A 20,759-nucleotide genomic window follows, 5' to 3' on the forward strand; every position below is an offset into this window, starting at 1 on the left:
TTGAACTATCGATAACAACAATAAGAGGTAAGGTACTATGCAAGGTATCCTCTCTATACAATCTCATGTTTCTTTTGGTCATGCTGGTAACAGCAGTGCCGTTTTCCCAATGCAACGCATGGGCTTCGAAGTATGGCCGATTCATACCGTTCAATTTTCTAACCACACGCAGTATCAAGAAGGCTGGACTGGGCGAGCGTTTGCGGCTGAAGACATCAGCGAGTTAGTTCGTGGTCTTGGAAACATCGGTGCATTGGAAAAATGCCAAGCGGTGTTGACAGGTTACCAAGGCAGCGCAGAGCAGTGCCTTGCTGTTGAAGATACCGTGACGAAAGTGAAGCAAGCGAATCCGAAGGCACTTTATGTTTGCGACCCTGTGATGGGCGCGCCAGACAAAGGCTGTATTGTGGCGCCGGGTATTGCAGAAAACTTGTTAAACCGTCTGATGCCAATGGCAGATGTGATCGTGCCTAACCAGTTCGAGCTAAGCCAATTTGCAGAGATGGAAATCCACTCGTTAGACGATGCGATCACGGCATGCCAACGTGCACTAGCGAAAGGTCCAAAAATAGTGCTAGTGAAGCACCTTTACTGCCTAGAGAATGGCAGCTTCAACATGTTACTGGCAACGCAAGAAGGCATTTACTTAGCGAAGCGTCCTCAGTTTGAGTTTGCCAAACAGCCTGTGGGTGTGGGTGATCTTATTTCGGCTATCTTCACCGCTGGATTATTGAAGGGGTGGTCTCCTAAGCAAGCTTTCCAACACTGCCATGACGCATGCTACGGGGTATTAAGCGCCACTTACCATGCTGGGGAGTGGGAGCTGCAAACTATCGCGGCACAGCAAGAATTTGTTGAGCCAAGTAAGCATTTCTCAATTGAAGAGGTGGCTCTGGCCACCGCGTAATTGAGCGCAAAGCATCCGTACTTAAACAAAAAAGGGGAGCCATCATCGGCTCCCCTTTCTATTTGTTCTGTCAGTCTTACTGAGCTTTTTGCTGTTCTGATTTACAAACTGCTGCAGTGAAGACAACGTCTGTTGAACTGTTTAGTGCAGTTTCAGCAGAGTCTTGAATCACGCCGATGATGAAGCCAACCGCTACAACCTGCATTGCTACGTCGTTTGAGATACCAAACAGACCACACGCAAGTGGGATAAGTAGTAGCGAGCCACCTGCAACACCTGATGCGCCACATGCAGAAACCGCAGCCACAATACTGAGCAGTAGCGCAGTCAGTAGATCAACTTCGATACCCATAGTGTGCACAGCTGCAAGCGTTAGCGTTGTGATAGTGATTGCAGCACCAGCCATGTTAATGGTCGCACCTAGTGGGATAGATACTGAGTACGTATCTTCGTCCAGTTTTAGCTTCTCACATAGTGCCATGTTTACTGGGATATTCGCCGCACTTGAACGAGTGAAGAACGCGGTTACACCACTTTCACGTAGGCAACGGAATACAAGTGGGTAAGGGTTTTGCTTAGTTTTAACGAACACGATCGCCGGGTTTACAACGAGTGCGATGATCATCATTGCGCCAAGAAGAACCGCCAGAAGGTGTGCGTAGCTTGCTAGTGCGCTAAAGCCTGTTGTTGCGAACGTTGAAGCAACCAGACCAAAGATACCAAATGGTGCAAGACGAATGATAAAGCGAACAATGTGAGACACGCTGTGGCTGAGATCTTCAAACACGGCTTTCGTTGTTGCAGATGCGTGGTGTAGCGCAAGACCCAGACCCACACCCCAAGCAAGAATGCCGATGTAGTTTGCTTCTACTAGTGCATTTACTGGGTTGTCGACCAGTTTAAACAACAGTGTGCGTAGAATTTCAGCAATACCTTGAGGCGGCGTTGCACCTTCAGCGCCGGTGACAAGCGTTAAATTGGTCGGGAAAAGGAAGCTTAGAACCACTGCTGATAGCGCCGCGAAGAACGTACCCATCAGGTACAGTACAACGATTGGACGCATGTACGTGTGCTGGTTTTTCTTTTGGTTCGCAATTGAAGCGGCAACCAAAATAAACACAAGGATTGGCGCGATCGCTTTAAGAGCACCAACAAAAAGGCTACCAATTAATCCTGCACTTTCGGCATGGCTTGGGGAAATTGTGGCGAGCAAAATACCAAAGACAATACCGACAAGGATCTGGACGACGAGGTTACCACGAGCAAATCGGGCAACGAGGCTGTTGTGTTGCATACATCATTCCTGCAATTTTATGCCAGAGCGAGCAGGGCAATAGTCCATCATTACACGGCGATAATGCCCTTGTATTGCAAGGGGTGAGCATTGCTTCTGGTCACTAAGACACATGATTATCAATTATCCTGTTTTTATAAATTCAGCCATTTTCTTGCTGAATATCACATATCTTAGCTTGGTAATATTTTGTGTCTAGTTTTAGTTTGTTTTTGGATTAAATGTTTGCTCAATGTTATTTAAATAAGATTTTTATGTTGAAAATTATCATTAGTTATGAGTAATGGTTTTTAATAAAGTTGTTAAAAAGGAGACTTTCGTCTCCTTTGATTTTATTGACAACTCAAACGTAACAAATCAATAACTTTGTTGGCGCCTGCGCTTATCACTCATGGCATTTCGAGTGAGTTTCCCGAACTGTCGACTTTGAGCTCGTTGTTCTGCCAAAGTCGCGCCGTTAAAGGCTTGTTCTCGCAATAGTTTTTGATAGTTATTGAAACGACGAACCTCCAGTTTGCCATTTTCAATCGCAGCTTGAACTGCGCAACCCGGCTCAGTTTGATGCTGGCAATCACCAAAGCGACAACGCTGAGCGAGAGCCTCAATGTCAGAAAATGCCTCACTGACGCCCACTTCGCAGTCTGCTAGTTGAAGCTCGCGCATTCCCGGAGTATCAATCAAGATGCCGCCATCAGGTAATAGATGGATAGAGCGCGATGTGGTTGTATGTCGCCCTTTACTATCGTCTTCACGAATATGCCCGGTCGCCTGTTCTTGCTGCCCGAGTAATGCATTCACAAGAGTTGATTTGCCAACGCCTGAAGAACCGATAAAAGCGACGGTTTGTCCTTCTTCGCACCAGCTCATGAGTTTGGAAGCACTCTCTGCTTCTAAGCCGTTGACTGTCTCTATGACTAATAGAGGATCGAGCTTCTGTACTTGGCTTTTTAGTTCATCAATGTTGCCACACAAATCGGCTTTGGAAAGCACGATGACGGGTTCGACTTCGGCTTCATGAGCCAAGGCGAGATAGCGTTCAATACGACTTAAATTGAAGTCGTCGTTAAGGGAACAGACGATAAAAACGGTATCCACATTTGCGGCGATGAGTTGCTCTGCCACTTTGCTACCTGCTGCTTTGCGGCTAAAGAGGCTCAAGCGATCCAGTAAGCGAACAAATTGCTGATCGTCATTTAAGATAACCCAGTCTCCGACGGTCATATTGGGTAGAGAGTGGTGGGCATTGAGGTGGACTTGCCCCGTTTCTGTCGCCAATAGGTAACCACTTCGGTGATGCGCAATCACACGTGCAAAGATAGTGTCGTCGTAATCGTCTAGTGTCAGTTGTTGCTGAAAAAATGGTTTCCAACCCAATCGTTTTAGTGGGTTTGAAGTTGAAATTAATGTGTCACAAAAAGTATGTGTTTGATTCATTGTTGAATTATCCCAGACGCAAAAAAGCGCCTTAATACAAATCGCATTAGGGTCTAATTCGGATAGAGTTGACCCCGGTGAAGACCGGGCAGAGAAGGGGAGTTGTGGCTATGCCACGCAATTGGTGCGGTTAGGGTTACCCTTGCGATGCCCAGTTAGTGTTATTCAATACAATCATCATGTGTCCTCTTCGTTGGTTAATAAATAAGTGAATTAATTAAGCCAAGAGAGTATAGCCGCCCTTTTTCTTAGAGGGTAGCTATACTGCGAAAATATTAGCTTTGTTTGTTGATGCGCTCTTCCATAATCTGCGAATACGTGTTGGCTTTTAAGCCGTATATGATTTGGACATGACGCTCATCCAATATCACGATGCCATGTGCGCCATGATTTTTGAGTGCATTTTTATCTATGATGGACGTCGTTCTGAGGGTAAGACGCAGCCGAGTCGCGCATGCTCCGGTTTCTAGCAGGTTTTCTATCCCCCCAATGGCGTCAATGATCGTATCGACGTCTTGTTCGACATTGGGGTTGGTTTGAGTTAGGAAACTGAAAAACTGTTTCAGCACTGACTTAACTGTCATTTGAGGAGCCTTCAGTCGTCAGTTTTGAAATGGCTTCAACAATCGGTGCCGGCGAGAGTGTATGCGGTACCTTGGTGATTAACGTGCCATCCGGCTTCAAGAAGTAAAAGTAAGAGCTGTGATCAAGCGTGTATTTGAGCTCCGAGCCTTCCAATTCGGTTTTGCGGAAAATAACACCATAGTTGTGTGCCAAAGGTGTGGTTACATCAAGAGGTGCCGATAGGCCTTCAATCATTGGATGGAAGTAATGGGCATATTTCGCCGAGGCATCGGCCTCATCACGCTCTGGATCTAAAGAAATGAACATTGGGCGCAGTTGCGCTTTTTGCGCTTCATCGATCTGATTTAGGGCTCCTGCTAGCATAGCAAGCGAAGTTGGGCAAACATCTGGGCAGCGAGTAAAGCCAAAATAGACGACTCGAATGCGAGGGTCATTCACATCGAAGATATTGACGGCTTGGTTATTTTCCCCAAACAATACCGTTTGTTGAGAGGTGGAACTATCCACTTGCTCTGGCTTCGTTTTCTGATTATCTAAATAGCTCTTTACGCCAAACCCGAGGGCGAAAGCAACTACGAGAAATAGGGACCAATTGCGGCTCATAATGATTCCTTATCTTTGCATTTTTATAGCAGGGTAAACGGTACTCTCCCCATCACTGAGTTCACCAACCCAGGTCATGGCGTCTTGAGTGCAAACCGGCAGAATGATGTCACCTTGATATCGACCGGGAGCGACTTGCTTCAGTAAAAACTTGGGTTCTCCCATCTCCATTTCTCTTCCTGAAAGGCTGAGGACGAGTTGCTCAGCATCGCTTGTGTGCCACTCAACATTCAGAGTAGTAGGGACCAAGGGTTGAGCAGTATCTGCGTTGAGCGTCATCGTAACATTCTCTTGAACGCACGAGGCAGTAGAGAGAACGCAATACTCATCTATCGGTTTGATCGGAGTGGATGAAGAAAAGCTTTTTAGTAACGTCGGGGCATAAAACCCCGCAACCAGTGCGGCTGAAACAGCGGCGATTTGTAACACTTTCATTAAGGTTCAGCATTTATCACTTAACATTACCTGCATCGTAGCACAGAAGCGTCATTCGCCAACTCGTGGCCTAGATAAATTGTGCGTTGTGCCTCGATGCCAGAGATCAAAATAACCGCGCGGTGTAGGGGGTGTTGAATCAAGCCCATAAAGATTTTCAATTGCGATGATTTTCTCTTAGCCAACAAACAAAAACGAAGCCAATTGGCTCCGTTCTTGTTTGTTGATTCCGTATTGATTTGATACCGCAGTTACTTGTCTGAATCTGCGAATTTTTCGAGACTCAAAACCAGCGCAATGGCAGCAAGCATCATCACAACGGCAAGCACTAACTGAGAAGGTTGTGATGTCACGTGTTCAAATTCAAACGGTGATAGGTTGTGCTGTAGCAAGGGCACTTGCTCACCCTTTGAATTGGTGCGCCAAGTGATGGTTTCTTTCCAAGGCCAAATCTTTGGTAACGTACCAATCATTAAGCCTGTCAAAAACATCAGAGTGAAATCGCGGAACTTGCGTAGTAACCACGACAATAGATGCGAAAAGGACAGCAAACCAATCACACAACCTGACAAAAACAGCGCCAATGTATCGACTTGGAAGCCTTTCACGGCGGCTAATACTGGCGCATACATCCCAATCAATAACAAGATAAAGCTGCCAGAGATGCCCGGTAAGATCATCGCGCAAATCGCGATAGCCCCAGCGAACAATGTGTTAATGGCCGTTGGTTCCATGTGCAGAGGTTTAAGCACGGTGATGCTGTAAGCAAACCCGACACCAACGAGTAAAGTCACGAAGCGGATAAGATCACGTTGTTCAACTTGACGAATAATGTGATAGACCGATACCAAAATCAGACCAAAGAAAAATGACCAAAGTGGGATCGGGTGTGTGTCAAGAAGCCAAGTGATCAACTTTGCTAGCGTAGCAATGCTGGTGAAAATACCGGCAAACAGAGCGATAAGGAAGAAACCGTTGATGTGATTAAAGGCGGCTTTAACCCCTTTTTTTCGCCAAATAGAGAAAAGTGATGGGTTAATGCGTCGAATGCTCTCAAGCAGCGTATCGTAAATGCCGGTGATAAACGCGATGGTGCCGCCTGATACGCCAGGAACAACATCTGCTGCGCCCATGGCGATTCCTTTGAAGAAAGTAATTAAGTAGTTCATTGCTCTAATGCTAAGTCGTTTCGATGGCACAGAGTATACAAACATTGCGACGAAAAAAGTATGAAATAGTGCTGTAGCTACTGGGTTTTATATCCAAGTAATTGCTTATTTTTGTTACAGGTAATGAGGTGATTCAAATACAACGATATCTTAATATTTGGTTTACATTATTGAGATGATTAACTGTACTATCAATGGCCACGTTTGTTGCATTATGCAAATGCAATTTGATAATTGAATTTGCGTTTTGCTATATTTTATATAGACAAATTCACTTTATATGAGATCCTGTGCCCAAAAATAAGTCTTTGCATTTTGGCATGATTAATGCATAATACTGCTCGACCCTTCTTAAGCCGAGGGTCACCTAGCCAACTGACGTTGTTAGTGAATACAATTTGTTCACACTAAATATAAGCCAATCGCGATTATTGCGGTTGGCTATTTTTTTATATGAACAACGTTACTTACGTGCTTTGCAAATTGCATTTTCCTCGTTCTAGACTCATAAAAAAGGGCTGACGCATCACGCCAACCCCTTGTATTTCACTTTAGGTTTTAATCTGTTTTCTTGAACTGATCAGTACCCCATCAACTGGAGTAAATTTTCAGCTGTCACAATGGCCTCTTTACGATTGGCGATATTGAGCTTTTGGTACAAGTTGCGAATGTGGGTTTTAATCGTGGTGCCTGCCACATCAAGCTCTTGCGCGATTTGCTCATTACTGAAACCAGAATAAATCAAACCAAGCACCTGCCACTCACGTTGAGTCAGTGGGCTTGTGCGAACTAGTTCCGGTACGTTAGGGTGGTTTACCAGCTTCTCAATGAAGTCTTCATCAAAGTGAATAGAGCGGCTGCGCTGATTGGAGGAAATATCCTTCATCAATTGTTGAGCGCGGTGACGTTCTAGATCGCCTAACTCATGGCGGAGGCTTAACTTCTCCAGTAGCCCGCCAATGGTGGCGCCATCAATGAGGAAATTACCTACCATCCCCGTCTGGTTTGTCATCACTAACGCTTCTTTTAGCAATGCTTTTGCTTGCTCTTCGTCTTTTTGGCGAGCAGCAAACACTGCTTCGACCACTAAGTTGCGATTAGTATCTGTGATTAGGTTGGTACGACGAGCTTCACTTTGGAGGAAATCCAATGCTGCGCGCGCTTCGGTATATTGACCTAAGTTGATGTGCGCGCGTGCAATGTTGCGCCATTGCAATTGTGAAAAGTGGTTGCATGCCGATTCAGGACGAACTGCAGTGTTGAGCCATTCTTGCATTGCATCGGTATTCCCGCGCGCTTGCCAAAACAGGATCAACGATAGTGAGGCGTTTGCTGTCCAGTCTACATGGTAAGTCGACTGCTTCATCAAATGTTGAATGTGCTCAATGAATTTACCGGCTTTGTCTAGCTCGCCACGGCCAACCGCAATACGCGCCAGCATCGAGTAGCTGTGTAAGTGCTTACTTGGCGAATGGTTTTCGAGAATTTGTAGACCTCGGTAGGCACATTCTTCTGCTTCATCAAGTCGGTTCCAGCACCAAAGCACTTGCGCTCGAATACGCAGCAAAAACTCGTGCAGAGGAACATGTTGAAGTTGCTGATCTTCAATCAGGCGGAATGCGGAATCTTGCAGCTCAAAGGCGGCTTGTACGTAACCTTGCGCAATCAAAATCTCGCTTTGTTGTAAAATCGCCCATAACGCTTGGTGGTAAACTTGGTACTGACGCGCCAATTTTTCGGTTTGTTGCATCATCGGTAACGCGCGGTCGAGTTTACCTAGCACGTGGTTAACTTCGCCAACAACCGAAGTTGCCACAATGCGGCTACGGTAAATCGTGTTATCAAGTTGGCTAAGTGCTAGCTCCGCTAATTCGAGTGCTTTCTCTGGTTGGTTGCTGTTGATAGCCACTTGAGCAAGCAGCGCGTTTGCTTGACCTTGATAATGAATATCTAACTCAATGTTACGCTTTTTATGCTCCTCTTCCGCTTCTTCAAGCAGGTGGCCTACTTGGTTATAACGATGCTGACTTTGAGCCAACCAAGCTCGGAGCATCGTAAGTTTTGGGTGGCTGAACAGAAGCTCAGCATCCAACTTATTAATTGAGCTTTCCAGTGTGCTGAGCTCGCCTTGGTTAAACATCTTCCAGCCGAATTCGTTTAGAATTTCTACCACCAAGTCTTTATCGTTCGACTTTTGTGCATGGTGAATCGCTTGGTGCGGTGCTTTTTGTTGTAACCAGGCAACAGCTGCATTGCGGTGAAGATCTTTTTCTTGCTGAGGAATACGCGCTTGGCGCTCATGAGACAAAAACTCGCCAAATAAGTTATGGAATCGGAACCAGTTTTGCTCCCCTTCGAGTGGGTAGATGAATAAGCCGTAGCGGTTTAATGATTCGATCAAACCAAGCGCATCTTCGCGTTGGGTGAGGGCAAACACCAACTCATCATTGAAGTGGTCAAGCACGGAAACTTGCATCAAGAAATGACGAGTTTCGTGATCGAGTAGGTCAAATACTTCTTCGACCAGGTAATCCCACAAATGCGCGTGATTGAACTGCGATACCGACTCTACGGTTTGCGCCAATGTACGGTTTTGATGTTGCGCTTGTAACGCGATCAACTGCATCGCCGATGGCCAACCTTCCACATAGGTTCTGAGGTTGTTTGCCATGTCTTCGTCGATGCCATCGGCAATACGCTGATTAAAGAAGCGAGTCGTTTCTTCGGTATCGAACGCCAACATCTCGTTGCCGATTTCGATCATTAAATCACGAACACGTAAGTTTGCAGTACCCAGAGGCGGCGCTGCACGACTTGTTACCACAACGGTGAGGTTGTCTGGCATGTGTTTTAAGAAGAAACGCATGGATTCATGGATTTCATCGTTGGTAATCAAGTGATAGTCATCTAGCACCACGTAGCACTCTTGATGAAAATCAGCCATTTCCGCGAACACTTCGCTGAATAAAGAACGTAGAGAAGAGATCTGGCGTTTTTCCGCCAGTTTTTGTGCGTTAGAGCAACTGAAGTTGGTGGCTTTGTTTAATGCTTGAAGCAGGTAGTTCACAAAACGAAAGCCGTCGTTATCGCTGTCATCAATGCTGTACCAACCGACGTTTGGTTTATCGGATAGCCACTGCGCTGCCATGGTGGTTTTTCCGTAACCTGCTGGGGAGCGGAATAAAACCAATTTGTAGTAAGGCGCTTGCTGTAGTAAGTCCAACACTCGTGGGCGCACGATGGCATTGTGCAGGCGTCCTGGTCGAGTAAGCTTAGATGGAATCCACATTAGTAATTATGTCCTTATTTATGTATACCCAAGTGATTGCGACGTGATCATTTCAGTAAGGCCCTCTCGAAAGCTTCGTCTTACTGAATGATTTCACCGGCATCAAAAACTGCTTGAATGCCGGTTGATGTCGCCTCTTGTTGGGGCTTGCATCCGTCTGAAAAACCATTCCATACGGTCACTTAGATATAAAAGCTAGCGAAAACTAGAAATAACTCACACCGCCTAATTCTAGTTTGTATAAAAAGCGTACAATCCTGTGAGCCGTGTGGGATGGTACGACATCAGAAATGTCCGTTACTTTGATCCACTTCCTAATTCTCAAGGGTTGATGGATTTACCATCAACTACGCCCTTTATTTGTGATTCTTGTCACTTAAATATCTTTTGTGTCGAACGTATTAAGATCTCGTTGCACATCGATTATGAAAAATCTTTCCATGTTAACCAAGTTAATGTGACCAATATTACAATTTTCACATCATCAGATGAGTGGGCTATAAAAAGCGTCATGAACGGGTTTTAACCTTTCTCATATTCCATTGTGATCAAAATCACTAAGAACTGGAGCAAAGCTCACTTTGTTGAGATTTGGATCACTAACCTAGCAATGGTACCCCCTCTACGCCCTCAGCCCTCCTCCTTCAAAGGAGGAGAATTAGGAGGATGTTTATTCACAGAGGTAAATGCACGATGTATGGCAGATGAATTACCAAAAGACGTGAGAATTTCGTAATGAAACCTACTCAACAAAAACAATTTGACAAGAAGTCGTTCCAAGAAAGCGTAAAGAAACACCTATCTGTAACTTACGCTCACACGATTGAAAACGCAGACAGCCGAGCTTGGTACCTAGCAATGGGTCATGCACTGGCTGAGTTCACTACTTTAGATTTGCTTGCTACTGAAGAAGATCCACGCATTAAAAGTGCGAAGAGCGTTAACTACCTTTCGCTAGAATTCCTTATCGGTCGTTTGACGGGCAACAACCTAATCAGCATGGGTCTGTACGAACAAGTAACAGAAGCAATGGCTGAACTGGGTTACAACCTAACTGACCTGCTAGAAGAAGAACGTGACCCATCATTGGGTAACGGTGGTCTTGGTCGTCTAGCGGCATGTTTCATGGATTCATGTGCGGCACAAGAATTCCCAACCGTCGGTTACGGCTTGCACTACGAATACGGTTTGTTCAAACAGTCTTTCAAAGATGGTCGCCAGCAAGAAGCACCTGACGCATGGCGTGGTGTAGAAGGCTACCCTTGGGAAATTGCTCGTCCAGAACTTGCACAAGAGATCGGTTTCTACGGTCACGTTGAAGTGGTTAACGAGAACGGTAAAGAAGTTCGCAAATGGGTTCCTGGCATGTCTGTAAGAGCAATGCCTTGGGATCTACCAATTGTGGGTTACGAATCAGACACGGTTTACCCGCTACGTCTTTGGGAATGTCAGGCAATTGCACCATTCTCGCTAGCAAGTTTTAACAACGGTGACTACTTCGAAGCGCAGCACGCACTGATCGACGCAGGCAACATCACTAAAGTGCTTTACCCGAATGACAACCACGAGAAAGGTAAAACACTGCGTCTTATGCAGCAGTACTTCCACTCTGCTGCGTCTGTACGTGACATCCTACGTCGCCACGAAGCTGCGGGCTACTCGCTAGCGGATCTACCGAAGCAAGAGACTATTCAGCTTAACGATACGCACCCAACGATTGCGATTCCTGAGCTAATGCGCATCCTGATGGACGAAAAAGGTCTAACTTGGGAAGCGGCTTGGGAAATCAGCTCTCAAACATTCGCGTACACTAACCACACGCTACTTCCAGAAGCACTAGAGACATGGCCAGAGTCGCTAATTCAGCACCTACTACCACGTCACATGGAGATCATTTACGAGATCAACCACCGTTTCCTACAAGACGTACGTGCAATGTGGCCGGGTGATGTCGCGAAACAACAGAAGCTTTCTATCATCGAAGAAGGTTTCCACCGCATGGTCCGCATGGCAAACCTATGTGTAATTGGCTCTTACGCAGTAAACGGTGTAGCGGCACTTCACTCTGAATTGGTTAAGAAAGACCTATTCCCAGAGTTCCACGAAATGTACCCAACACGTCTACACAACGTAACGAACGGTATTACGCCACGTCGTTGGTTGAAGTTCTGTAACCCAGGTCTTTCTAAGCTAATCACAGAGAAAGTCGGCCCAGAATGGCCAGCGAAACTAGAGCAACTAGAAGGCATCGCTAAGTACGCCACTGACGAGAAATTCCAGAAAGAATTCATGGCAGTGAAGAAAGAGAACAAAGAACGCCTAGCTAACTGGGTGAAAGAGAACATGGGTATCGAACTCGATACTAATGCGATCTTCGATGTTCAAATCAAGCGTCTGCACGAGTACAAGCGCCAGCACTTAGACCTTCTACACGTACTGTCTCTGTACCATCGCATTATTCACGAACCAGGCTTCGAATGTGTGCCTCGCGTTGTGTTCTTCGCAGCGAAAGCGGCACCGGGTTACCACCTAGCGAAAGAAATCATTTTCGCTATTAACAAGATTGCTGAGAAAGTGAACAACGACCCTCGCATCGGCAACAAGCTGAAAGTGGTCTTCATTCCTGATTACCGTGTGAGCATGGCTGAAATTATTATTCCTGCGGCGGACGTATCACAACAAATTTCACTTGCGGGTAAAGAAGCATCAGGTACTGGTAACATGAAGATGGCGCTTAACGGTGCCCTAACGATCGGTACGATGGATGGTGCTAACGTTGAGATTCGTGAAGAAGTAGGCGATGAGAACATCTACATCTTCGGTCTAGACGTTGAAGGTGTGAAAGCGCTGAAAGCTCAAGGTTACAACCCATTTGATTACTACAATGCGGATCACCTACTCAAAGCGTCTATGGACCTACTACTGGGTGAAGAATTCACTCCAGGTCAACCAGGCTTACTGCGTGCAACGTACGACAGCCTACTAGATGGTGGTGACCCGTACTTATGTCTTGCGGACTTCGCATCTTACGTGAAAGCGCACGAAGACATGAGCGAACAATACAAAGACCAAGCTGGCTGGGCGAAGAAAGCCATTCTTAATACCGCTCTTGTCGGCAAGTTCACCTCAGATCGCTCAATTCGCGACTATGTGAACAACATCTGGAAACTAAAAGCGGTTCACCGTTAATAGAACAGAGTTAAGACCAAGGTAGCCAAGCGCTACCTTTGGTCATTTTCCAAAAGAAGTTATTGATAACAATAAAACCCTACACGGAAGGTGTTGGTATTACCTTCGGAGAAAGCGATGAAAGAACAAACAGCATTAAAGAAAGTCGCGGAAATGGCGAGATTGGCTGATAGCTATGTCAGTGCTTGGGGAGATGAGGCAAAAGTGTCTGAGGAGACGCTGCGCCGCTTGCTCGCTTCGCTTGGCTACGATACTAGCAGCGATGAAAAACTATTGGCTTCTGCTGAAAAGAAACATAAAAAAGACGTACTAGCCCCTGTTCTTGTTTTACGCGACGGCGAACCAGTCGAAGTGGAACTAAACCTAGGTACGAGTGCTCGTGAGAGTGAATTCAGCTGGCGTTTAGAAACAGAACAAGGAGAGGTACTTGAAGGCTATCTTCAGTCCCAAATTGTTCGTGATGAGCGTGCTGAGGGTGGCCCTCTAGTGTTTGCATTGCCAAAGAACTTGGCTTGGGGTTATCACAAATTGATTGTCAGCCGTAAGCGTCGTAAAACGCCTTACGAGATGTCATTGATCATCACGCCGAAAGCGTGTTTCAAACAAGACGATCTAAACCAACATAAAAAGCTATGGGGTCCTAGTATCCAGCTTTACACACTGCGTACTCAGCACAACTGGGGTATCGGTGATTTTGGTGACCTAAAACAGTTGGTGAGCGATATCGCTTCTCGTGGCGGTGACTTCATTGGTTTGAACCCGATTCACTCACTGTTCCCAGCGAACCCAGAAGGCGCGAGCCCATACAGCCCGTCTTCTCGTCGTTGGTTGAATATCATGTACATCGACGTAAGTTCTGTACCTGAATTCGCACTGAGTGCTGAAGCTCAGCAACGTGTTGGCAGTGCAGAGTTTCAACAGCGTCTACAAAAAGCACGTGACTCTCATTGGGTGAACTACACAGAAGTTTCGCAACTGAAAATGAGCGTTCTTCCGCTGCTGTTTAGTGAGTTTAAAGCTCGCCATTTAGACAAAAACACCGACCGCGCTCGTGCATTCTTGGACTTTGTAGAAAAAGGTGGCGACAGCTTGTTACACCAAGCTGCATTCGATGCGCTTCATGCTGATTTACACGCAGAAGATTCAAACATGTGGGGTTGGCCTGTATTCCCTGAGAAATACCGCACATTCGACGCAGCCGGTACTCAGAAATACATCAAAGACAACCAAGACCGCGTTCACTTGTACATGTACCTACAGTGGATCGCAGACGATCAAATCAAAGAAGCGCAGTCACTGGCAGAAGAAAAAGGCATGGCTGTTGGCTTGTACCGTGACCTTGCTGTCGGTGTTGCCGACTCAGGTAGTGAAACTTGGGCCGACGACGGTAACTTAGTGTTAGACGCCAGCATCGGTGCGCCGCCGGATGTACTTGGTCCTCTGGGTCAAAACTGGGGTCTGCCACCGCTTAACCCTCAAGTTTTAGAAGCGACTGGTTACGACGCGTACATCAAGTTGTTACGTGCCAACATGAAGCACTGTGGTGCACTGCGTATCGACCACGTACTTGGCCTGCTTCGCCTTTGGTGGATTCCAAAAGGCGAGAAGGCGACAGAGGGCGCTTACTTGTACTACCCAGTGGAAGACATGCTCGCAATCCTAGCGCTAGAATCTCATCGTCATCAGTGTTCTGTGATTGGTGAAGACTTAGGTACTGTGCCAGATGAAATCGTCGATATCCTACGCGATGCAGGTGTGCACTCATACAAAGTATTCTTCTTCGAAACTTCGAAAGAAGACGGTGGGTTCATTTCTCCGAAGCACTACGCAGAGCAATCGATGGCGGCACTGTGTACGCATGACATGCCAACCCTGCGTGGTTTCTGGCACTGCGATGATTTGAAAATGGGTCGTGAGATTGGCCTTTACCCAGATGAAAAACAGTTGGAAGGCTTATTTGCTGATCGCTTGAAGTGCAAGCAAGGTATCTTAGACAGCGTTCGCTGGCACGGCTATTTGCCAGAAGGCATTGGTCATGATGCTCAGTACGTACCGATGGACTCGTACCTAAGCGAAGCGCTGCAACTGCACGTAGCTGCGGGTGACTCTGCACTGCTTAGCGTTCAGCTTGAAGACTGGCTAGAAATGGATCAACCGGTCAACATTCCTGGCACGGTGGATGAGTATCCAAACTGGCGTCGTAAATTGTCGATGAACCTAGATGAAATCTTCAGCCGTGAAGATGTGAATCGCATTTCCAAACGCCTCACTGAAGTTCGCGCACAGGCGAGCAAATAAGATGCGTAGAGTGACGTAGATGAATGAGCGGATTACCAATTTTGTTAGCTCAGAGGTACGAAAGTTCCGTCTAGGTCACTCATTCCGAAAACACAATCCGTTAGGATGAAGTACCGTTATTATGCCCGCGACAATAGCGGGCATTTTTTGTTTTTGACATCGCTTGATGCATACATGTTTTAAGCGAAGTCTTTTGTGAGTTCACAACGTTGGCTGTGGAGAAACCGATGTTTGATTCAGATTTCTGGTCTTGAAAAGGATATTGGCTCTAGGGAGAAAGATTTGAAAACCACCAAAACCAAGAAAATAAAGAAACAACACGAACGCGCATACGAACTGCTTGCTGAGGCGGCTTACTCAGACCCATTTTCGGCGTTGGGGCCATTCATTGATGATGGCGAAGGATCGCTGCGAGTGTGGATGCCGGGCGCAAACAAGGTTGAACTGCTTGTTAATGGCGAACCTCGCGTGGCGCTTGAGCGTGATGGCGACAGCGGTTTCATCTTAAAAGAGCAACGCGATTTACACCTGACCCACTACCGTTTGGCGGTCGATTGGAATGGTGTTGAACAAATTATTGATGACCCGTACCAGTACCACAATATTTACCAAGAGTACGAGCATCTGCATACGCCCAAAGACATGTATCACTATATGGGCGCACACTTTGTCACGCTAGAACGTGGCGGTGAAAACATCTCCGGTGTTCGCTTCCTTGTCTACGCACCGCATGCATCGGCTGTTAGCCTTGTGGGTTGCTTCAACCAATGGGACGGTCGTCGTCACCCAATGCAACGTTTAGATTATGGCATTTGGGGCTTGTTCATTCCTGGCTTAGAAGAAGGCGTTCAGTACAAATTTGAGCTCAAAGGGCCAAATGGGGAAGGGCTGCCACACAAACAAGACCCTTGGGGTTTTTACTCTGAGCAGTACCCATCGTTCGCATCCATTACTTACGATCACAAGCGTTACCAATGGCAAGATGCGAAATGGCAAAATCGCGCAGTGACACAAAAGCGTGATGAAGCGTTATCGTTTTATGAGCTGCATGCTGGGTCATGGAAGCGCAACGAGAAAGGCGATTTCCTCAACTACCGCGAACTCGCGGAGCAGTTGGTGCCATACCTTGTGGATATGGGCTACACCCACGTTGAGCTGATGCCTGTGTCTGAGCATCCATTCTACGGTTCATGGGGCTATCAACCCGTTGGCTTGTTTGCGCCAACCAGCCGTTTTGGCTCACCTGATGATTTCAAATTCTTCGTGGATGCGTGTCACCAAGCTGGTATCGGTGTAGTGCTGGATTGGGTTCCGGCGCACTTCCCATCGGATGATCATGGCTTAGCGAACTTTGATGGTACGCCTCTGTTCCACGACCCGGATCCGCGTCGCGGTTGGCACCAAGATTGGAACTCATACATCTATGATTTAGGCCGTGAGCATGTGCGTCGCTTCCTTGTATCGAATGCGCTGTATTGGTTTGAACAATTCCATATTGATGGCATTCGCGTGGACGCAGTCGCATCGATGCTCTATCTCGATTATTCACGTAGTCACGATCAGTGGGTACCGAACGTCGACGGTGGTAACGAAAACTACGACGCAATCGCAACCTTAAAATGGATGAACGAAGAAGTGTACAAGCACTTCCCGAATGCGATGACGATTGCGGAAGAGTCAACGGCGTTTCCGGGGGTGTCTGCGCCAACCTTTATGGGTGGTTTAGGTTTTGGCTTCAAGTGGAATATGGGGTGGATGCACGACAGTCTTTCATACATCAAAGAAGATCCTGTTCACCGCAAATACCACCACAATACCGTCACATTCCCGTTGGTTTATGCGCACAGCGAAAACTACGTCTTGTCTCTCTCTCACGATGAGGTGGTGTACGGCAAAGGCTCTATCCATAACAAGATGCCGGGCGATGAATGGCAGCAAACCGCAAACCTACGTGCATACTACGGTTACATGTATGGTCAACCGGGCAAAAAGCTGAACTTCATGGGCGCGGAAATCGGCCAAACGGCGGAGTGGAACCACGATGATCAGTTGCAATGGTTCTTGCTGGAATATGAGCGTCATCAAGGCGTTCAAAAGCTGATGCGAGATTTGAACCACTTGTACCGAAATGAAGCGGCGATGCACGATCAAGATTGTGTTCCTGCTGGTTTTGAGTGGCGTCTACAAGACGAAGCGGATGCGAGTATCCTAGCGCACGAGCGTATCAGTAAAGAGGGTGAGCGTATTCTCATCATCACCAACTTTACGCCCGTACCACACGAGCGTTTCCGTTTAGGTGTTCCAAATGCAGGTCAATACGAACTACTGCTGAACACGGACGACAGCAAATACGGCGGCAGCGATTTTAAAGTGCAGACCAGTGTGAAAACGGAAAAAGTCGAAAGTGAATCACTGCCTCAATCACTTGAGCTTCGTTTACCACCTCTTTCAACCGTGTTCTACAAGCTGAACAAATAATTCAACCTAATCAAATTCTAAGCCCGTTTTACAATGTAAATCGGGCTTTTTTTGACCTATTTTTTACCTCGAAAACTTGTTGTTCCTGATTGAATCAGGCAAGCTCGCTGGTTTGTTTATCATCAATCGCTAATGCATTGGGGAGCCACACATGTTGAAAAGGCTTAAGTCATTTCTATTTAAAATGGTGTTGATATTTCTGATCGCCCCAGTCGTTTTGGTTGGTGTGGTGAAATATGTCGATCCGCCAATATGGGGATGGAAGTTAAGCCGCATTGTTGCGCCACCAAAGAACTATCCAAATAGCAGCCAACACGAATGGGTACCCTTGTCGCGTATTTCAAAAAATATGCAGTTAGCGGTGATTGCGACCGAAGACCAAAAATTCCCTCATCACTATGGATTGGACTTCGAATCGCTATTCGACGTGATTGCCGAAGCAGGTGACAATGGCCCGTCGAGAGGCGCGAGCACGATTACCCAACAAGCCGCGAAAAATGTGTTTTTGTTTCCTTCTCACTCCTACGCTCGCAAGGCTTACGAGCTTTACTTTGCTTTGCTGATGGAGCTGATGTGGAGTAAAGAGCGCATTCTCGAAGTGTATCTAAATGTGGCTGAATTTGGTCCCGGTATTTACGGTGCTGAAGCGGCGGCGCAGAATTATTTTGGTGTCAGTGCAAAGCAACTCTCGAAGTGGCAAGCAGCGCGTTTAGCCGTGGTGTTGCCAAACCCATATCGAATCAAAGTCTATCCACAAAGTGATTACACTGCTCGCCGCACAAGATGGGCAATGAATCAAATGAGCAATCTTGGCAGCGTGCAACTTTAAGTTCCTAAATCCATTGTGTTTAAATAGAACTACGCCCCTATATCAATAAAATGTGAAGCGTCACACCCTTTGGGGCGTAGGCAGTTAGAATGATGTGTTCAGTTTCTTACCTAGGCACAATTAGTGTGAATAAAACTAATAAATGTGCATGGTTACCATGTGCTACCAATGGACTGAACGATGAAACTGAACCTGATTACCACTACTTTACTGCTTGCGTCGGCAAGTGCCATCGCCGAGCCTAACATCACCATTTCTACCACGACCAACAGCCGTGACTTCCCATTAAGTGCAGAACAGCCTTTGGTTGTGCCTCTAACCAAAGACGGATACACGCTTAAAATCACGGGCGTTGAAGGTGATTGCGTTGCACCCGATGGTCAGAAAGTGAAGTTCAACAAACCTCTTGCGCTGAACTGCGGAAAACCAACGGAACTGCCGTTAAAAATCCGCTTTACCGGCGATTACTCTTTTGCTTTTGATGCAGAAGCCAAAACACTTCGTTTTAAGCGTGAACCTAAGAAAGCCGCCAAAACTGAATTCAAACGCCCAATCCCACAAGTGCAATGTGAGGTTTACCAAGGCGGAGAAGTCACCATTGCGTTAGGTGACAGTTTCCCGGATGGCACCAAGTTGCGAGATGCTTACTCGGGGCAAATGGTTGAAGTGCAAGATCAGCAAGTATCGCTGACGCCAAGCAAAGACTCTGGCGGCCTAGTGCTTTTAGAGCCTGTACAGAAAACCAAAGAAGCGGTGCTATTTGATTACCGAAACGCGAACATTTACTTCGTGATGGTTGACCGTTTCAACAACGCAGACGCAAGTAACGACAACAGTTATGGTCGCAAAAAAGACGGCAAAGAAGAGATAGGTACCTTCCACGGCGGTGACCTTAAAGGCGTGATTGAGAAACTTGATTACATCAAAAGCCTAGGTACAGACGCGATTTGGTTGTCGCCAATCGTTGAGCAAGTGCACGGCTTTGTCGGTGGTGGCGATAGTGGTTCATTTCCGTTTTATGCATACCACGGCTACTGGACGCGTGACTTCACCCAGATTGATGAGAACTTCGGTAATGAACAAGATTTAAAAACGCTGGTGGAAGAGGCACACAAACGTGGCCTCAAAGTCTTGATGGATGCGGTTATCAACCATTCTGGTTACTCAACATTGGCGGATCTACAGTTCGACGGTATTGATGTGTTAAAGCCTAATGCCGATCTGCCCAAGAAATGGGGCGACTGGCAACCAAAAGCGGGTGAAAATTGGCATAGCTATCACCAGAATATTGATTATCAGAGTCCTAACTGGGCGAAGTGGTGGGGCGGCGATTGGGTAAGAACCGGCTTGCCAGGTTACTCAGCTCCGGGCAGTAGCGACATCACCATGTCATTGGCGGGGCTGCCTGACTTTATCACCGAACAAGGCAAAGCTGTAAAACCAGCTCAGTGGCTATTAGATAACCCTGGCACTCGCGTAGAAGCTCGTGACAATTACACCGTCTCGGATTATCTAATTGAGTGGCAAACTGATTGGGTGAAACGCTTTGGCATTGATGGCTACCGTGTCGATACGGTGAAGCACGTTGAAGGTGATGTGTGGAAACGCTTGAAAGAAGAGGCATCAAGCAGTCTTGAACAGTGGCGTAAAGAAAATGGCAAATCAGGTCAGCCGTTCTGGATGATGGGCGAAGTCTGGGGACACACCGCGTATCGCAGCCCTTATTTCGATGATGGTTTTGACGCGTTGATCAACTTCGATATGCAGAAGAAGCTAGACAAAGGCGCGGCGTGCTTTAGCCAAATGGCAGACACTTACCAAAGCTATGCGGAAACTATCGCGAACGAGAAAGACTTCAACCCAGTCAGTTACATGTCTTCTCACGATACGGAGTTGTTTTTCTCACGTTTTAAAGATTACGGCATGCAACGTAACGCGGCGAACGCATTGCTTCTTAGCCCAGGTGCGGTTCAGGTTTATTATGGTGATGAAGTGGGTCGTAACATTGGCCCTTACGCGGATGATTTCCACCAAGGCACACGCTCTGACATGGTATGGAAATTATCGGATGAGAAGCAAGCGCTGCTGAAACATTGGCAAACCCTTGGTCAGTTTCGTAAAGTGCACCCAGCGATTGGTGCGGGTCAGCACGAAGTGATTGAACAAGAAGGCGCGTATGTGTTCTCTCGCTCGCTTGGCAATGACAAAGTCGTCGTGGCGTTTGTAGGACGTAATAAGTAACTAAACGC

General features: G+C 46.8%; 13 protein-coding genes. 6 read left to right on the forward strand and 7 right to left on the reverse strand.

Going from position 1 to position 20,759, the window contains the following annotated elements; all coding sequences use genetic code 11:
* Window positions 1-37 precede the first annotated feature (37 nt).
* A complete protein-coding gene (gene pdxY, locus ACZ5ZC_RS03950) occupies window positions 38-907 on the forward strand; it encodes a pyridoxal kinase PdxY (protein WP_301616862.1) in 870 nt (289 codons plus the stop codon).
* A 76-nt stretch (window positions 908-983) separates the two neighbouring features.
* On the opposite strand, the gene sstT is transcribed toward pdxY, so the two are convergent.
* The 7 genes from sstT to malT form a co-directional block, all read right to left on the reverse strand.
* Window positions 984-2,201 (reverse strand): serine/threonine transporter SstT, encoded by a 1,218-nt coding sequence (sstT, locus tag ACZ5ZC_RS03955; protein ID WP_005396770.1) that lies wholly within the window; start codon window positions 2,199-2,201, stop codon window positions 984-986.
* Window positions 2,202-2,558: 357 nt separating this feature from the next.
* Entirely contained in the window at window positions 2,559-3,635 is a 1,077-nt protein-coding gene (gene rsgA / locus ACZ5ZC_RS03960) for a ribosome small subunit-dependent GTPase A (RefSeq protein WP_085342500.1), read from the reverse strand.
* A gap of 275 nt (window positions 3,636-3,910) precedes the next feature.
* Entirely contained in the window at window positions 3,911-4,219 is a 309-nt protein-coding gene (locus ACZ5ZC_RS03965; protein ID WP_447821469.1) for a PTS sugar transporter subunit IIB, read from the reverse strand.
* On the reverse strand, window positions 4,209-4,823 hold the full coding sequence (locus tag ACZ5ZC_RS03970) for an SCO family protein (RefSeq protein WP_006740812.1): 615 nt from the start codon (window positions 4,821-4,823) through the stop codon (window positions 4,209-4,211). Before ACZ5ZC_RS03970 ends, ACZ5ZC_RS03965 begins: the two co-directional genes overlap by 11 nt.
* Before the next feature lie 9 nt (window positions 4,824-4,832).
* Complete coding sequence (locus tag ACZ5ZC_RS03975) at window positions 4,833-5,258, reverse strand: hypothetical protein (RefSeq protein WP_074190343.1); 426 nt, start codon at window positions 5,256-5,258, stop codon at window positions 4,833-4,835.
* A 251-nt stretch (window positions 5,259-5,509) separates the two neighbouring features.
* Window positions 5,510-6,427: a polyprenyl-phosphate transporter gene (locus ACZ5ZC_RS03980; RefSeq protein WP_041853110.1), complete on the reverse strand. Its 918-nt coding sequence runs from the start codon at window positions 6,425-6,427 to the stop codon at window positions 5,510-5,512.
* Between the two features lie 580 nt (window positions 6,428-7,007).
* The gene (malT, locus tag ACZ5ZC_RS03985; protein WP_109169259.1) at window positions 7,008-9,716 is read right to left on the reverse strand and encodes an HTH-type transcriptional regulator MalT; all 2,709 of its coding nucleotides are present in this window, start codon (window positions 9,714-9,716) and stop codon (window positions 7,008-7,010) included.
* Between the two features lie 735 nt (window positions 9,717-10,451).
* On the opposite strand from malT, the gene ACZ5ZC_RS03990 reads away from it, so the two are divergent.
* The 5 genes from ACZ5ZC_RS03990 (at window position 10,452) to ACZ5ZC_RS04010 (ending at window position 20,751) form a co-directional block, all read left to right on the forward strand.
* Window positions 10,452-12,905 carry a glycogen/starch/alpha-glucan phosphorylase gene (locus ACZ5ZC_RS03990; RefSeq protein WP_104973146.1) on the forward strand — a complete coding sequence of 818 codons (2,454 nt, stop codon included), beginning with the start codon at window positions 10,452-10,454 and terminating at the stop codon, window positions 12,903-12,905.
* A 117-nt stretch (window positions 12,906-13,022) separates the two neighbouring features.
* Window positions 13,023-15,203 carry a 4-alpha-glucanotransferase gene (gene malQ, locus ACZ5ZC_RS03995; protein WP_005396760.1) on the forward strand — a complete coding sequence of 727 codons (2,181 nt, stop codon included), beginning with the start codon at window positions 13,023-13,025 and terminating at the stop codon, window positions 15,201-15,203.
* 282 nt (window positions 15,204-15,485) lie between these two features.
* Window positions 15,486-17,681 carry a 1,4-alpha-glucan branching protein GlgB gene (gene glgB / locus ACZ5ZC_RS04000; protein WP_374071103.1) on the forward strand — a complete coding sequence of 732 codons (2,196 nt, stop codon included), beginning with the start codon at window positions 15,486-15,488 and terminating at the stop codon, window positions 17,679-17,681.
* Between the two features lie 151 nt (window positions 17,682-17,832).
* On the forward strand, window positions 17,833-18,510 hold the full coding sequence (mtgA, locus tag ACZ5ZC_RS04005; RefSeq protein WP_253651951.1) for a monofunctional biosynthetic peptidoglycan transglycosylase: 678 nt from the start codon (window positions 17,833-17,835) through the stop codon (window positions 18,508-18,510).
* 180 nt (window positions 18,511-18,690) lie between these two features.
* Window positions 18,691-20,751, forward strand: coding sequence for an alpha-amylase (locus ACZ5ZC_RS04010; RefSeq protein ID WP_464931805.1), 2,061 nt, complete (start codon window positions 18,691-18,693; stop codon window positions 20,749-20,751).
* The last annotated feature ends 8 nt before the right edge of the window (window positions 20,752-20,759 follow it).

The sequence above is a fragment of the Vibrio sp. JCM 18905 genome, assembly GCF_055393305.1.